The 14,613-nt window shown below is 71.8% G+C and carries 12 protein-coding genes; 2 read left to right on the forward strand and 10 right to left on the reverse strand.

The genetic code is table 11. From position 1 onward, the window contains the following. Window positions 1-8: 8 nt before the first annotated feature. The 8 genes from ABT381_RS11910 to ABT381_RS11945 all read right to left on the reverse strand — a co-directional run bounded on the left by ABT381_RS11910 (window position 9) and on the right by ABT381_RS11945 (window position 8,970). Window positions 9-656: a TetR/AcrR family transcriptional regulator gene (locus ABT381_RS11910; protein WP_351591548.1), complete on the reverse strand. Its 648-nt coding sequence runs from the start codon at window positions 654-656 to the stop codon at window positions 9-11. Window positions 657-774: 118 nt separating this feature from the next. Beyond that, entirely contained in the window at window positions 775-1,326 is a 552-nt protein-coding gene (locus tag ABT381_RS11915) for a GNAT family N-acetyltransferase (RefSeq protein WP_351591551.1), read from the reverse strand. 9 nt (window positions 1,327-1,335) lie between these two features. Then, entirely contained in the window at window positions 1,336-2,448 is a 1,113-nt protein-coding gene (locus tag ABT381_RS11920; RefSeq protein WP_351591554.1) for a CU044_5270 family protein, read from the reverse strand. Then, the gene (locus ABT381_RS11925; protein WP_351591557.1) at window positions 2,445-3,113 is read right to left on the reverse strand and encodes an RNA polymerase sigma factor; all 669 of its coding nucleotides are present in this window, start codon (window positions 3,111-3,113) and stop codon (window positions 2,445-2,447) included. The genes ABT381_RS11920 and ABT381_RS11925 overlap by 4 nt, the downstream gene beginning before the upstream one ends. Window positions 3,114-3,257: 144 nt before the next feature. Next, window positions 3,258-4,136 (reverse strand): hypothetical protein, encoded by an 879-nt coding sequence (locus tag ABT381_RS11930; RefSeq protein WP_351591560.1) that lies wholly within the window; start codon window positions 4,134-4,136, stop codon window positions 3,258-3,260. Next, complete coding sequence (locus ABT381_RS11935) at window positions 4,136-5,428, reverse strand: VWA domain-containing protein (protein ID WP_351591563.1); 1,293 nt, start codon at window positions 5,426-5,428, stop codon at window positions 4,136-4,138. Before ABT381_RS11935 ends, ABT381_RS11930 begins: the two co-directional genes overlap by 1 nt. 77 nt (window positions 5,429-5,505) lie before the next feature. After that, window positions 5,506-7,416, reverse strand: coding sequence for a M64 family metallopeptidase (locus ABT381_RS11940; RefSeq protein WP_351591566.1), 1,911 nt, complete (start codon window positions 7,414-7,416; stop codon window positions 5,506-5,508). Window positions 7,417-7,518: 102 nt separating this feature from the next. After that, complete coding sequence (locus ABT381_RS11945; protein ID WP_351591569.1) at window positions 7,519-8,970, reverse strand: APC family permease; 1,452 nt, start codon at window positions 8,968-8,970, stop codon at window positions 7,519-7,521. Between the two features lie 142 nt (window positions 8,971-9,112). Between ABT381_RS11945 and ABT381_RS11950 the strand changes: the two genes are divergently transcribed. Next, on the forward strand, window positions 9,113-9,766 hold the full coding sequence (locus ABT381_RS11950) for a TetR/AcrR family transcriptional regulator (protein ID WP_351591572.1): 654 nt from the start codon (window positions 9,113-9,115) through the stop codon (window positions 9,764-9,766). Continuing rightward, a complete protein-coding gene (locus ABT381_RS11955) occupies window positions 9,756-11,729 on the forward strand; it encodes an oxidoreductase (RefSeq protein ID WP_351591575.1) in 1,974 nt (657 codons plus the stop codon). The genes ABT381_RS11950 and ABT381_RS11955 overlap by 11 nt, the downstream gene beginning before the upstream one ends. 356 nt (window positions 11,730-12,085) lie before the next feature. Here ABT381_RS11955 and ABT381_RS11960 read toward each other — a convergent pair whose 3' ends face one another. Next, entirely contained in the window at window positions 12,086-12,514 is a 429-nt protein-coding gene (locus tag ABT381_RS11960; RefSeq protein WP_351591578.1) for a DUF3052 domain-containing protein, read from the reverse strand. Between the two features lie 189 nt (window positions 12,515-12,703). Beyond that, the gene (locus ABT381_RS11965) at window positions 12,704-14,398 is read right to left on the reverse strand and encodes a CocE/NonD family hydrolase (protein WP_351591581.1); all 1,695 of its coding nucleotides are present in this window, start codon (window positions 14,396-14,398) and stop codon (window positions 12,704-12,706) included. Between the last annotated feature and the right edge of the window lie 215 nt (window positions 14,399-14,613).

A 14,613-nucleotide genomic window follows, 5' to 3' on the forward strand; every position in this document is an offset into this window, starting at 1 on the left:
TCCGGCTGTTACTGCCCCTGCTGGTGTTCCGGGGTGCTGTAGGCGTTGACCACATGCCGGTACAGCTCCTCGCGGCGCCGCCGTACGGCCGCGTCGTCCGGCTCCATCAAGCACTGCACGGTGGTGCCGTCGTGCACGGCGACCAGCGCGTGCCCGAGCCCCGTACGGTCGGTGACCACCCGCCCGCCGCGGGCCAGCGCGGCCTCGACGATCGGCAGCAGGGTGTCGTGGATGGCCTGCTCGCGCGCGGCCATCACCCGGCGCAGAGAAGGATTGCGCAGCGCGTGCGCGGTGAACTCCGCCGTCACGCGATACCACGCGTCATCGATCGGTACGGCGTCCAGCACGGCCCGCAGCGCCTCGTCCGCCGACACCGACTCCAGGGTGCCGAGCCGGTCCAGGGCGTCCCGCAGATCGGCCACCATCGTCGCCGACCGCTGCTCCCACATGGCGAGGAACAGCTCGTCGAGCGAGGTGAAGTTCGAGTAGAAGGCGCCCCGGGTGTACCCGGCCCGCTCACACACCTGGTCCACGGTGGACCGGCCGAAGCCCTCTTCGGCGAAGACCTCCAGCGCGGCGTCGAGCAGCCGCTGCCGGGTCTGCGCCCGCCGCCGGGTGACACGTCGCGGCCGGGCTGCCGCCTCCGCCGATGTCATGACCGGTCCCGCCTTCCGCCGTACGCCGTTCGATACGCGAATGTATGGGATGCATTCGTGTATCGACAAGGGTATGGACAAGGCGACGAGAAACAGCGTGGCGCCGGGCCCGCGGTGATCAGCGGTGGCCGTGGCCTTCCCGCTGCCGGTCCGCCAGTGGGACCGCGGACTGCGGCTGGAGCGCCAGGTCGCGTCGATACCAGGTGCCTTGCTTACCGCCGAGGTCGGCCGGGCCGGCTGGGCCGACCGGGACGAACCCGGCTTTGATCAGCACCTTCCGGGAAGCGGCATTCTCGTGGGCGGCGGCCGCCCGCAGCGTGTGCAGCCCGTGCCGCGCTGCCGCCAGCCGGCACAGCTCCTGGACGGTCGCGGTCGCCACGCCGCAGCCGGCGACGTGCTGCGCGACCCGGTAACCGAGGTCGGCAGTGCGCTCTTCGATGTCGACCAAGTTGAACCTGCCCAGTACCGCACCGTCCTCGGCGACGAGCACGTAGAAGGCACAGATGCCGGCCTCCTGCTCGGCCAGCAGGGCGTTGTACCGGTCGGCGAACCGGTCGAAGAAGTCGTCGCCGCGGTCGGGGACCGAGGCAGCGAAGTAGGCGCGGTTGGCCAACTCGAAGGCCAGGACCGCCGGGGCATGACGAGCATGCAGCCGCTTCAGCTCGGGCATTGCCCGACTCTACCCAGAGCGTCGGTCGGTCGATACGCCGTTCGACCGCTTCTCCCTCGACGGCTTCTCGCGGAGGGCGTCGACGACCGCGCGCTCCAGGACCGCCGACTTGTTGATCAGTGTGCCCTTCTTGCCCATGGAGGTGTCCCTGATGAGGTAGCTCCGTTCGCCCAGGTACTCCAGGGTGGTCGAGTCGAAGATCCAGGTGGTGCGCTCACCGGTGCGGGTGTTGTCGCGCGCCACGCCGATCCCGTGCCGGCCGGCCGCGTCCACCGCGTCGGGGTCCTTGATCACGCCGGGGATCTTCGCCGCGGCCTTGTAGAGGGCGGCCGCGGTCCTCGGCGGCATCACTGTCTCCCGCAGCAGCTCACCGATGGCGTCGAAGGTGTCCTGGTCCTGGTCCCGGTCCTTGGCCGGGGTGTCGCGCGTGTCCTGGTCCCGGGTGATCTCGGTGTGGAGCCGCCGGAGCAGGACGTCGGGGTCGGTGGGCAGCGAGGCCAGCCACGCGTAAGTCGGCCGGTCGAGGCCCGCCGGGTAGCCGACGGCGGGCTCGCCGTCCGGGACGCCGACCTCGATCGGGAAGTACCTGCCGTCCTGGTGGATCAGGCCGACGTCGATCACCGGTCCCGCCTGCTGCGACATCCAGACCTCACGCTCGCGGGGCTCGGTCAGCTTCACCGGGTCACCGAATGCGAAGTCCCCCTCGGTCTGCAGTGACTTGACGTACACGAACTGGTCACCGGTGACCTTCTGTTCGCCGCTCTTCGCGGCGACCGAGGCGATCCGGTCGAGCAGCACGGCCGCGCCACGCGGAGCCGTGGCATGGGAACCCTTGCCCGCGGCGGACGGTGCCGGAGCGCTGTCCTGGCCGGTCACGGCGAGCGTGGTCAGCAGCACCCCGCCCAAAGCCAGTCCGGCGGCGGGCAGCAGAACGGCGGGGCGCAGGAGACGGGGGCGGGGGCGTGCGGTGGCGCGGTCGCCGTCCTGGTCGATCAGACGCATCAGGGTGTCCTTGTGGTGGAGGTGACGGCCCGGGGGGAGGTCCCGTTCGGCCGGGGCCGGCAGCAGCCGGGCCAGTTCCTCGCGTGCGTCCCGCTCGGGGCCGGAGGTACGGTCGTTCATCGGGCTTCCTCCTGGATGGGCAGGGCCACGAACGCGGCCCTGCTCTCTACCTCTCCGCGGCCGGGACGGGGTTCCCTTCCGGACCGGACCGCTTCTCCGGGGCGTGCTTCCCGCGCGGACCCGCCCGGCGTCCGGCCGAGTTCCTCGTCGGTGAGCCGGCGCAGCCGGGTACGGGCGCGGGACAGCCGCGACCGCACGGTGCCCACCGGGATGCCCAGGGCCTCGGCGGCCTCGGCATAGTCCAGCCCGGACCAGACGCAGAGGGCCAGCACCTCGCGTTCCTGGCGGCGGAGTCCGCCCAGTGCCTGCCGGACCGCGGCGAGCCGCCGTGCGTCGTCGACGCGTCCGACCGTGGCATCCGCGATGTCCGCCACCAGTTCCGGTGCGGGGCGGCGGGCCAGGAAGGCCAGGCGCCGCCCGATACCGCGGTTGGCGTTGCGTGCCTTGTTCGTGGCGATCCCGAGCAACCACGGCCGCAGCGAGTCGCCCTCCGGCTCGACGGCGTGACGAGTACGCCACGCCGCCAGGAACGTTTCGGACAACACCTCCTCGGCCGTCGACCAGTCGCCCGACAGCCGGTAGGCGTGGTTGTAGACCTCCCGCACGTATTCCTCGTAGAGCGCGGCGAACGCCTCGTGGTCGCCCGCCCTGATTCGTGCGCGCATGCGCTCCGGATCTCCCTGTTCATCACATCTCACACCACCTACCTCTCCGGCCGGCCCGAGGAGTTCCCGTGACGCGCACCACACCGCGGGGCCGACCGCGGACCTGCTGATGCGCGCCCTGGGGCCGTTGATGCGGTACGACGGTCAGGCGCCCGGCGGCACGTAGGACGGTCGCCCGCGCCCGGCGGTGGCGCGGTAGCCCGCAATCCCGGCGAGGGCCGCGAGCGCGGCACCGGCAGCGGTCCACAGCCAGCGGGCCGACCACCAGCCCGAGGACCAGCCGCCGTCCGGTTCGGGCTGCGCGGCCGACCCCTGGACCAGGGGTGCGGCGAGCGAGCCGTCCACGTCCTGGGCGCTGCCCGCGTCCGTGGTGGTGGCGGTCACCGCCGCCTCGACCGGCAGGCCGGCGTCGGCGGACGCGGTGTGCAGGGTGGTGAGGCGGACGTAGTACGCGCCGGGGAGCGGGTCGTTCGACCAGGGCTCGGTGTCGGCGCGGACCGTCCGCAGCGCGCAGGAGAGCTTGACCGTCGTGGCGTCGGCGGCGGCCGTCCTGGTCTGCGTGCCGTACCGGCACGCCTGCCGGCGGCGCAGCCCGTCGTACACGTCCAGCTGCCAGGTCGAGTCGCCGTGCCGCGCGTCGGCGTCGGGCAGTTCGACGGTCGCGTCCACCGTGGCGCCCTGGCCCGCGTCGGCCGGGAACTGCCAGTAGAGGTAGTCACCGGTGGATGCCTGGGCGGTGGCCTGCTGGCCCGGCCGGATGACCGTGGCGGTACGGAAGGAGGTACCGGCCTCGGTGGGCGCGGGGGCGTCCTCGGGGTCGGCGGTCTCGGAGGCGGACGCGGAGGGGGTCGGGGCCGGGTCATCGGCGGGTGAGGCGAGTGAGACGGGAGAGGCGGATGAGGCGGGCGCGGCCATCGCGGGCCCGGCAAGGGCGAGCTGGGCCGCCCCGGCCGTGCCGAGGAGCGCCGCACCGGCGAGCAGAGCGGCGGACCAGCGCCGCCGTACGGAAGCTGCGGCAGACATCAGTTGGTCCTCCAGACGGTGACGCGCCAGCGCGAGATCCAGCCCCACAGCACCCCGGCGACCAGGCCGATGAGGGTGAGTGCGATGAGGAACCACCAGCCGTGGCCCAGTCCGAGGAACGCGGCGTCGGACGCCGTGGACGGACCGTCCACCACGTCCACGGACAGCTCGACGGGCAGCCCCGGCTCGGCCTTCACCGAAGCGGGCGCGGAGAAGGCGTTGCTGACACGCAGACAGACGGTCTCGGGGACCGGCTCGCCGTCCGCGTCCTCCGCCGCCTCGCCGTCGTCGGCCTTCGGGTAGCGCAGGCCGGTCGAGAGGACGTCCGTACGGCCGTCACCCGTGGCCTCACCGCGCACGATCTCCCGGCCGCGCAGTGTCGAGGCGCGCAGCTGCACCCCGTAGTCGTCGTTGACGGCGCGGTCGGCGGCGATGCTCACCGAGGCGCGCAGCTCCTGACCGGGCCGCACGTCCACCCGGTAGAAGCGGTGCTCGCCGAAGGACTCCCGGTCGGTGTAGAGCCCGGCCTTCAGCTGCGGTGCCCCCTCGCAGCTGTCGGCGCCCTTCGCCGGCACCGGAGTGACGGCCGGCTCGACCGTCCGGTGCACCAACTGCTTGACCCGGCCGGAGAGCTCGTCCTTGTGCTGCACCGAGGTGTACGTGCCGCCGGTGGCCTCGGCGATGCAGCTCAGCTGGGTACGCGTCTTGGCGTCCGGCACCAGGCCGAGCGTGTCGACGGTGAGGTGGATGCCCTTGGCCGCGATCTCGCGCGCCACCTCGCACGGATCGAGCGGCTGGCAGGTGTCCTCGCCGTCGCTGATCAGCACGATGCGGCGGGCCCCGTCGCCGCCCTCCAGGTCGTCCGCTGCCTTGAGCAGGGCCGGGCCGATCGGGGTCCAGCCGGTCGGCGTCAGCGTCGCCACCGCGGTCTTGGCCTCGGTGCGGTCCACCGGGCTCACCGGGTACAGCGCGCGGGTGTCCTTGCAGCCCACCTTGCGGTCGTCGCCGCGGTACTCGGCACCGAGCGTACGGATGCCAAGCTGGACCTCCTGGGGCACCGCGTCCAGTACCTCGTTGAACGCCTGCTTGGCCGCGGACATCCGGGACTGCCCGTCGATGTCGCGAGCCCGCATCGAGCCGCTGACGTCGAGTACGAGGTCGACCTTGGGGGCGTCCTTGGCGGTGTGTCCGGTGGCCGGTTCCCCGGCCGAGGCGGTCGCCGGTGCGAGCCCGCCCGTCAAAGTGACCAGCAGGCCGCACACCGCGGCCGCCAGTCGCCGTCTTATGATCATCGCCGGATCATATTGATCTTGCGGGCGAACTGCCCAACTCGCCCGGTGGAGCGCCCGCCACGAAGGTGCGGCGCGCCCTATCGGGGCGGCAGCAGCGTGACCCGGAAGCGCTGCGCCGGCCCGACGTTCCCGGCCGCGTCCAGCGCCCGGTACTCGACGGTGTGCGTGCCGTAGTCCGGCGTGGCGTCGTCCCAGGGGACGGCACGGGGCGTGCCGAGCTTCCCGTACACGAGGTCGTCGATCACCGTGCCCTCGGGGGAGAAGCGGAACGGCGCGTCCGCGTCCGTGGGCCACCCGAAGTACGTGAACCAGCCGTCCCCGTCGACCCGGAACTGCGTCACCACATAGCCGTCGCGGTCATCCCTTCCCGTGAGTTTCATCGTGAACGGCCCGTCGTACACGTACTCCACGGGCTCGCCGGAGCGGCGCACGGTCCGCAGCGGCTCGGAGAGGGCGTACGCGACGGTGGCCGGAGTGGCGTCGACGGCCCAGGTCAGGCGGGTGGCGGGCGAGGGACGGGTGCCGCTGATGCGGGCCGAGACGGTGTGGCTCCCCGGGCGGAGACGCAGCGTGCGCAGATCGAGGTCGCGGTCGTTGCCCCGGTTGGCGACCGGGCGGCCGTCCACCGCCCAGGAGACCCGCGCCACGCCCCGTACGGGGTGGGTGGTGTCGGCGTAAAGGACGGACGACGCGCCTACGGGGGCGTCGGTGGCGGTGTGCCCGGTGAACTCTTCGGCGACGGACGCCGGCTCGGTGGTCACGGACGGGTCCACGGTCCAGCCGACCGTCCGCGTCAGCGCGGCCGAGCCGCGGACGGCCGGGTCGCGGACGAACGGGGTCGGGTCGGTGACGGTGGCCGTGAGGCGGCGCGGCCGCGTACCGGGGAGTGCGTAGCGGCGCAGGTCCAGGCTGCGCAGTCCGGCCGCCCCGGGGAGCGGCCTGCCGTCCACCCTCCAGGTGACGCGGAGTTCGCCACCCGTGGGGTGCAGCGTGTCGACCCATACGGTGCGGTCGGCGCCTACGGGGGCGTCGTTCGGCGTGTGGCCCTGCACCAGGTTCACCTTCGAGGCGATGGCCCGCGTCATGACCTCGCGCTCCACCTGGTCGAAGGGGTAGCCGAGGGTCTTCATCATCGAGTGCGCGCTGGGCCGCCAGACGCCCTTCGTGCTGTACATCCCGCCTTCGTGGCGCCCGATGCGGCCGCCGGACTCGCTCTCCTCGCCCAGCCAGCGCCACCACTTCTTGCGCTGCTCCCGCATCTGCCGTTCGGTGAGCACGGTGTGGTGGGCCGACGCGGGCTCGCCCTCCGTATACCGGCCGCCGGGGACGCCGCGCTGGTAGTAGTCGTACTCGTCCTGCAGCTTCCCCAGCGAGTGGCCGATCTCGTGCGGGGTGATCAGCGAGGAGAGCGAGTTGCCGCCGGACGCGGTGGCGTACGTGCCGCCCGCGCCGCCGTAGGTGTCGCTGTGCGCCAGCCCGACGATCTGCCGGTTGGCCGCCGACGTGCCGGTCACCAGATCGCTGACCGCCTTGGCCTTGGCGTCGTCCATCGTGATCAGCCGCTGCACGCTCTGCGCGTCGCAGCCGCCCCAGAAGCCCATGTCCAGCGCGGTGTCACGGCGCGGCGCGGTCAGCCCCGGATCGCAGTCGACGCCGGACTCGGCGGACGGCGTCTGCACCGCCCAGACATTGATGTACGAGCGGTACGAGGCGAACGGCTCGGTGCTCCACAGCACATTGAGGTGCTTCGCGACGTCGGCCCGGAACTCCGGCATCTCGTCCGCGGTGTAACCGTCGCCGAGGAAGACCAGGTTGAAACGCTTCTCCGCGGGCCCGGTGCGCTGGATCGGCAGTACCTCGGCGGTCGCCGTGACGGACCTCTCCCGCGGTGCCGCGCCGGCCGCCGGCACCGGCACCAGTACGGCCGCGCACAGCAGCCCGACGGCCGCCAGCAGCCCGGCGGCCCGCCCTCTGCGTCCAGCGCTCACGTCGACCGCCCCTCCTCGCGCGTACGTACGGTGGCCGGAGCGTACGGGGGTGGCCAACGCGCCGTAAAGAGGCGCAAGTTGGCCACGGTGCGGGCGGGATGGCTAGGCGTGGATTCCGGCCGGGCTGCCGTCGCCGTCCCCGGACGGCGGCTCGTGCTCCGGGAGGGCCGGCGTCTCGATGCGCCAGGCGATGCGCTGCTTGTCCTGGACGACGCGGCGGTACACGTACAGCACGACGGACAGCAGCAGGATGCCGACCGCGATGAGCGTGTCCTTCGGGCCACCCTGCGCGGCCAGCGAGGGATGCGTGACACCCACCGCGACCACCACGACATCGATGACCAGCACCGCCCAGGCGATCGGTATCCAGATACGGCCGCGGCGGATCGGGCGGGGCCAGTCCGGTCGGTCCTTGCGCAGCAGCAGGAAGGCGGAGACCGCCAGCACGATCGCTACCAGGTAGCCGAAGTTGCTGGCGATCAGGATGCTCAGCGGCTCCCCGAGGAGCAGCAGGATCGCGCTGTTCAGTACGGCGTCGAGGGTGAGCGCGCGGCCCGGTACGCCCCAGCGGTTCAGGTGGTCGAGCTGCCGGACGGTCATCCTCTCGCGGGCCAGCCCGTACAGCGCCCGGCCGCCGTCCGCCGTGGTGGACACCATCCCGAGGAACATCGAGGAGACGAGGATGAGGACGCCGAGCGAGGAGAAGCCGCCGAGCGCCTGCTCGAAGGCGATCGCGAACGCGCCAACCGGGTCCTTCCGGATGGCATCCTCGCCGACCGACCCCACCATGGCGAGCGGCACGACGAAGAAGAGGACGAGGGAGAGGAGCGAGGTGGCGCGCAGCGCCTTGGCGGTGTCGCGGACCGTGTCCTTGTACTCGGGCGCGAACGAGGCGCAGATCTCGGTGCCGTACGTGGTCCACGCGGTGACGTAGAACCACACGATCAGCGTCGTCCAGCTGCCGCCGTGGTACCAGGTCAGGTTGGCCGTGTGCCAGGTGTGGCCGCTCAGGAAGGGCGCCGCGACGACCACGACGAGGCCGCACAGCACAATGCCGCTGGTGATCTTCGAGGCGCGGGCGGTGAGCCGTGCGCCGAAGTAGTTGCAGGCCCAGGCGGCGAAGACGGCGGCGACACCGATCAGTTCGGCCAGGCCGACCGCGTGGCCGGGGAGGAGGGACACCTCGGGCGTGCCGGGGAACCAGTGCGCGGTGACGAGCGCGCCGATCGCCGCCGCGTTCACCGCGATGCTGAACGACCAGCCGATCCAGTAGCCGTACGCGGCGACGGCGCCGAGCGGCGCGAAGTACCGCTTCCAGCCCTCCGAGGCGTACCGGCTGACGCCGCCGGACTTGCCGGGGAACATCGCGGCGGTCTCGGCGAACAGCATGTTCTGCAGCAGGCCGATCAGCGCGCCGCCGACCCAGAGCGCGATCGCGGTCCAGGCGCCGATCGCGCCGATGCCGTAACCGACCGTCAGCAGCAGGCCGTTGGGGATCACCAGGGCGATCGCGAACCCGTCGCGCCAGGTGAGGGACTTGCGCAGGTTGTCCATGCTCTGCCGCCCGTCTCTTGAGGAACTTCGGCCGGACGCACGTCCGTTGTTCAGGCGTGCCAAAAATGTGTTCGCCGTCACAATAATTGGGTATTATTGGAAGGCAAGAGGCCGGACGGAAAACGGTGAAGGGGTGGGCGGCATGGTGGCCGAGCGCGGGGTGCCGGAGCGGACGGGAGCGGTGCCGGCCGGGGCGGACGTCCAGCGCGAGCGGATACTGCGCGCGGCGGCCCTCGCCCTCGCGGAGCACGGCTTCGACGCCGCGCGGCTGCGCGACGTGGCCAACTCCGCGCAGGTCTCCATAGGGTCGATACAGCATCACTTCGAGACCCGTGACGCGCTCTTCCGGCACGCCTTCGAGTGGTCGATAAGCGAGCTGATCGGCCGGTGGCGGTGCACGGCCGTCGGCGAGCCGGACCCGTGGCGCCGGTTCGAGCTGCTCGTACGGGAGCTGACCGGCGACCCGGACCTGATACGGCGCTGCACGACCTGGACCGAGTTCTGCGCGAGCGCGGCCCGCCACGAGGAGCTGCGGGACGGGATACGGCGGGTCCACGACGAGTGGCGGGCCCTGGTCTCCGGCATCCTCGCCGAGGGCGTGGCGAGCGGCGAGTTCACGCCGGTCATGTCCCAGGAGGCCGTCGTGGGCGCGGTGATGGCGGTGGTCGACGGCTGCGACATGACCATCGCGACGGACGGCGGCCTGACACCGGAGCGGTACGCCGAGGTACTCCTCGGCACGGGCCGCGCGGTCTTCGGGGTGCGGGGAGAGGGGAGGAGCTCCGGTGAGTGGTGAGCAGTTTCCGCATCTGTTCCGGCCGTTGCGGATCGGGTCCACGACGTTGAAGAACCGCATCGTGTCCTCAGGGCATGACACCGTGCTCGTCCGGGACGGGCAGGTGACCGACGACCTCGTGGCGTACCACGAGGCGCGGGCCGTGGGCGGGGTCGGCCTGATCGTCGTGCAGGTCGCCGGGGTGCACGAGTCGGCGCGGTACACCACCCACGTCCTCATGGCGACCGACGACACCTGCATCGAGGGGTACCGCCGTCTCGCGGACGCCGTGCACCGGCACGGCGCGCGGACCGTCGGTCAGATCTTTCACCCCGGCCGGGAGATCCTGGAGTCGCGGGACGGCTCGGCGCCGGTCGCCTGGGCGCCGTCGGCGACCCCGAGCGAGCGGTTCCACGTCATGCCGCGGGCCATGACGGTGGCGGAGATCCAGGAGGTCGTACGGGGATACGGCGCGGCGGCGCGGCGGCTGCGGGACGCGGGCATGGACGGCGTGGAGATCGTGGCCAGCCACGGCTATCTCCCGGCCCAGTTCCTGAACCCACAGGTCAACTGCCGCACCGACGACTACGGCGGCAGCGACGCGAAGCGGCTGCGCTTCCTGCGCGAGATCATCACGGCGGTGCGGGAGGCCGCGGGGCGGGACTTCACGGTCGGGCTGCGCATCTCCGGTGACGAGCTGAGCCACGACGGGCTGTCGTCCGCGCTGGTCGTGGACGTGGCGACGCGGCTGGACGAGGACGGGCTGCTGGACTACCTCAGCGTGTGCGCCGGCAGCTCGGCCACGCTGTCCGGCGCCCTGCACATCGCGCCCCCGATGTCCGAGCCCGCCGGATACACCGCGCCGCTGGCCGCCAAGGTGCGCGCCGCCGTGAACGTGCCGGTCATGGTCGCGGGGCGGATCAACCAGCCGCAGGAGGCGGACCGGATCATCGAGCGGGGGCAGGCCGACGCCTGCGCCATGACCCGGGCGCTGATCTGCGACCCGGAGATGCCGGAGAAGGCCGGCGCCGGGCGCGCGGACGACATCCGGGCCTGCATCGGCTGCAACCAGGCGTGCATCGGCCACTTCCAGCGCGGCTTTCCGATCTCCTGCATCCAGCATCCGGAGACGGGCCGGGAGCGGCGCTTCGGGGTGCTGCCGACGATCACGCGCCGGAAGCGGGTACTGATCGCGGGCGGCGGGCCCGCCGGGCTGAAGGCGGCGGCGGTCGCGGCGGCCCGCGGGCACGACGTCACGCTGCACGAGGCGGCGCGCCGAACCGGCGGGCAGGTGCTGCTGGCCGAACGGCTGCCGGGGCGCGCGGAGTTCGGCGGTGCGGTGACGAACCTGGAGCGGGAGGCGCGGCAGGCCGGGGCCCGTATCGTCACCGGCTCGCGGGTCGACGCGGAGCTGCTGAGTGCCGAGCGGCCGGACGCCGTGATCGTCGCGACCGGCGCCCGGCCCCGCCGGCCGGCGCTGGAGCTCGTGGACGAGCCGGTCGTACTGGACGCCTGGGACGTCATACGGGGCGCCGAGGTGCCGCGGGGCCGGGTGGTCGTGGCGGACTGGCGCGGCGACTGGATCGGGCTCGGCGTGGCCGTCCAGCTCGCCGGGCTGGGCCGGAAGGTCACGCTGTGCGTCACGGGGTTCGGCGCGGGCGAGCATCTGCAGCAGTACGTACGCGGGGCGATGCTCGGCGAGGCGGTGCGGGCGAAGGTGGACGTGGTGCCGAACGTCCGGCTGTACGGCGCGGACAGCGACACGGTCTACCTCCAGCACACCCTCACCGAGGAGCCGGTGCTGCTGGAAGGGGTCGGGTCGGTCGTCCTCGCCCAGGGGCACGAGCCGGTGCGCGCTCCCGCGGCGGAGACCGACCTGCCGGAGCTGCCGCCCGGGTCCCTGATATCCATCGGCGACTGCGTGTCACCCCGGACGGTCGAGGAGGCGGTCCTGGAGGGCCTGCGGGCGGCGGCGGAGCTGTAACGCAGGCCGCGTGGCGCCGTGTGGAGGAAGTCGGCGACCTGGTGGGGCTGCCGGCGGCGGCAGCGCGGATTTTTTACTACCTTGCGGAAGACCGTTCAGTCCTTGATCCGCGATCCGCTGTTGAGCTTCGGCAACGAGATGGGTCAGACCGCTCTGCCACCCGCGGCACCCCCGCCAGTGCCCCGCATCGGGGCTCGGCGGCGGCGCCACAGGCGGAGGGAGCGCCGGTCAGCTGGCGCTTGCCGGGACGATATGGAGCCCTCAGCTTCACAGAGAGAGCTACTTGTCACTTCACGGCAGCTTTGGGAGTGCAGGGCCGAACCGTTGGCTTCGTGGAAGTGTGCCTCAGCGGGCTATCAGCGACTGCGGGAGGCTTTGGGGCTGACGAGGCGGGTGGCACGCCACTGAGGTCCGGCGCTGATGGACGTGGTCCGGGAGAGGCCGACGGTCGGCACAGCCTCGCCGATGTCGCTGGGCTCGACCTCCCCTTCCTGCCCGGCCTTCGGCGTGAGGAGCCAGATGCACCCGCCATCGGCGAGCGACCCGAGGGCGTTGGCCAGTTGGTCGGCGAGGTCGCCGTCCTGGTCGCGGAACCACTGGAGCACCACGTCAGCCACGTCTTCGTAGTTCTCGTCGACCAGCTCATTGCCGGTGACTGCCACGATGGCGTCGCGCAGCTCCTCGTCGGCGTCGTCGGCGTGGCCGAATTCCTGAACCACTTGCCCGCTCTGAAGACCCAGCTTGGCGGCGGGGCTGATCTGCTCGTTCTCGGACGTGGTCATCATGACCTCCTGTGTCAACGGGGGACGCGACCGCCCCTTACTTGCTGTAGCAAAGTAGATTCGAAGAGCGTTCGGCTGGTGAGGCGGGAGACCGGGTGGTACGGCGTCGGCCGTTACGCGCCCGCGCAAGGCCCCCTCCCGCTCGTCGGCGGATCAGATCCACCCGCAGCGGCCCCGCGAACATCATCACTGTCAGTCGATGGGGTGGAGGGGGATGTCGAGGTAGGACTCGGCGCCGGTCGGGGAGGTGATGTCGATGGTGAACGCCGGGGTGGTGTTGTCGTAGGCGAAGAAGGGGTCGTGGGTGTCGATGATCAGCTGGAGCTGGTGGCCCTTGGCCACGACGTAGTCGGCGGGCTGGAGGGGGATGGTCACGGTCGTGGCCTGGCCCGTGTGCTCGGCGGCGGTGACGGTGCAGGGGGCGTGGGTGATGATGTGGGCCCTGCCGGTGGCCGGGTCGGTGTCGAGCAGGTAGGCGACGATCGTGGCGTCCGCCTGCTGCGACTTGACCGTCACCCGCAGTTCCAGCTCGCCGCGGACGCGTGAGGACTGCGGCAGCTGCGTGGTGGTGAAGACGGCGGCCAGGCCGCGGTCGATTTCGGTGGTCTTGTAGGCGTGGGGCAGGCCCATGCGTTCGGCCATGCCGGTCTGGACGAGCTTGGGGGCGACGACGATGTCGGTGCCCTTGCCGGTGGCCTTCACCGAGCGGGTCCAGCCTGCCTGCGGGTTGCTCTCGGAAAGTTGCCCGTCCCTCTCCCCGGCGGGTGCGTCGGCGAGGTGGAACCGCCGCTTCGGCAGGGCGAAGTCGCCCCAGGAGGGGTGGCGGACGTCGGAGAGGGGGTTGAACATGTACTCCGAGCGGACGTCGAACCGCGGAGTTTCCCCGTCGCCGGCGCTGCCGCCGAGGTGGTGGTCCATCCACCGGTAGGCCATGTCGGTGGGCTTGGCGGGGAGGCCGGCCAAGCCCGGGAGCTCGGCGTTGCCGTGGTCGCCGACCTGGACGAGGAGCGTCTTGGGCCCGGTCAGACGGTTGTGGAAGTCGATGACGGCGGGCACCGAGAAGATGGTCTCGTGCCAGGAGGTGGTCAGCAGGATGGGCGTCGCGGCGTCGTTGTAGGCGTCCAGGTAGTTCTTGGGCGACCGTTGCGCGGCGAACTCCCTGACCTTGTCGTCGATGGTGTTGGCGCGGATCTTCTGGATGACCTCGCGGAACTCCTTCGAGCACCGGTCCTCGCCGAAGAGCTGCACGAGCGCCTCGAACGCCTTGAGGTGGCGGGTGCCGTTCTCGTACAGCGAGGTGAAGAGGTCGGCCCAGGCGCTGGTGCCCGCGACGGCCTTGATCCGCGGGTCCCGCGCGGCCGCGAGCAGGCTCGTCCCGGCGCCGTAGGAGGAACCGAAGAACCCGATCCGGTCCGAGTCGACATCGCCCTGCTGGATCAGCCAGTCGATGACCTCGGTGGCGTCGGCGACGTCCTGCGGTCCGGCGACGTGGATCTCACCCGTGGACTCGGCGAGGCCGCGCTGGCTGTAGGCCAGGACGGCGTAGCCGCCCCGCGCCCAGCGGGAGAGCATGCCGAGGTAGGCCCGGTGCCCGATGTTGATCAGCGGGGCGGGCAGGACGACCGCCGGACAGGTCTGTCCGGGTGCGAGGTCGCGCGGGACGCTCAGCGACGCGTCCAGGACGGTCCCGTCCTGCATGGTGAGCGAGACCTCCGAGTACCGGGCGGTCTCCGCGTACATCTCGTACTCGTCGGCCAGGCCCCACTGGTCCACCCGGCCGATCCGGCGCGGCGACGGGTCCAGCAGCGCTTCGCGGATCGCGCCCAGCTTCGTGAGGTCGTCGGCGCCGAGCGCGAACGGGGTCTCCGCAGTTCCGTCAACAGACATGGCTGTACCCGCCTTCTGTGAAAGGGATGGTAACGAGGTGTCAGACACATGCTCACCCCGCCAACATCACTCCCGGAAAGCGTTCCGTGCTGGCCACTCGAACGGATGAATGACGCCGTGGAAACCTTCAGACGGACAACAGGCCAGAGCTTGACCGAGAACGGCCGGGCGCATCCGGATCGCGCAGCGGCCGCAGACCACCCAGCACCGGCACC

The organism is Streptomyces sp. NPDC000151, assembly GCF_040301705.1.
Classification (GTDB): domain Bacteria; phylum Actinomycetota; class Actinomycetes; order Streptomycetales; family Streptomycetaceae; genus Streptomyces.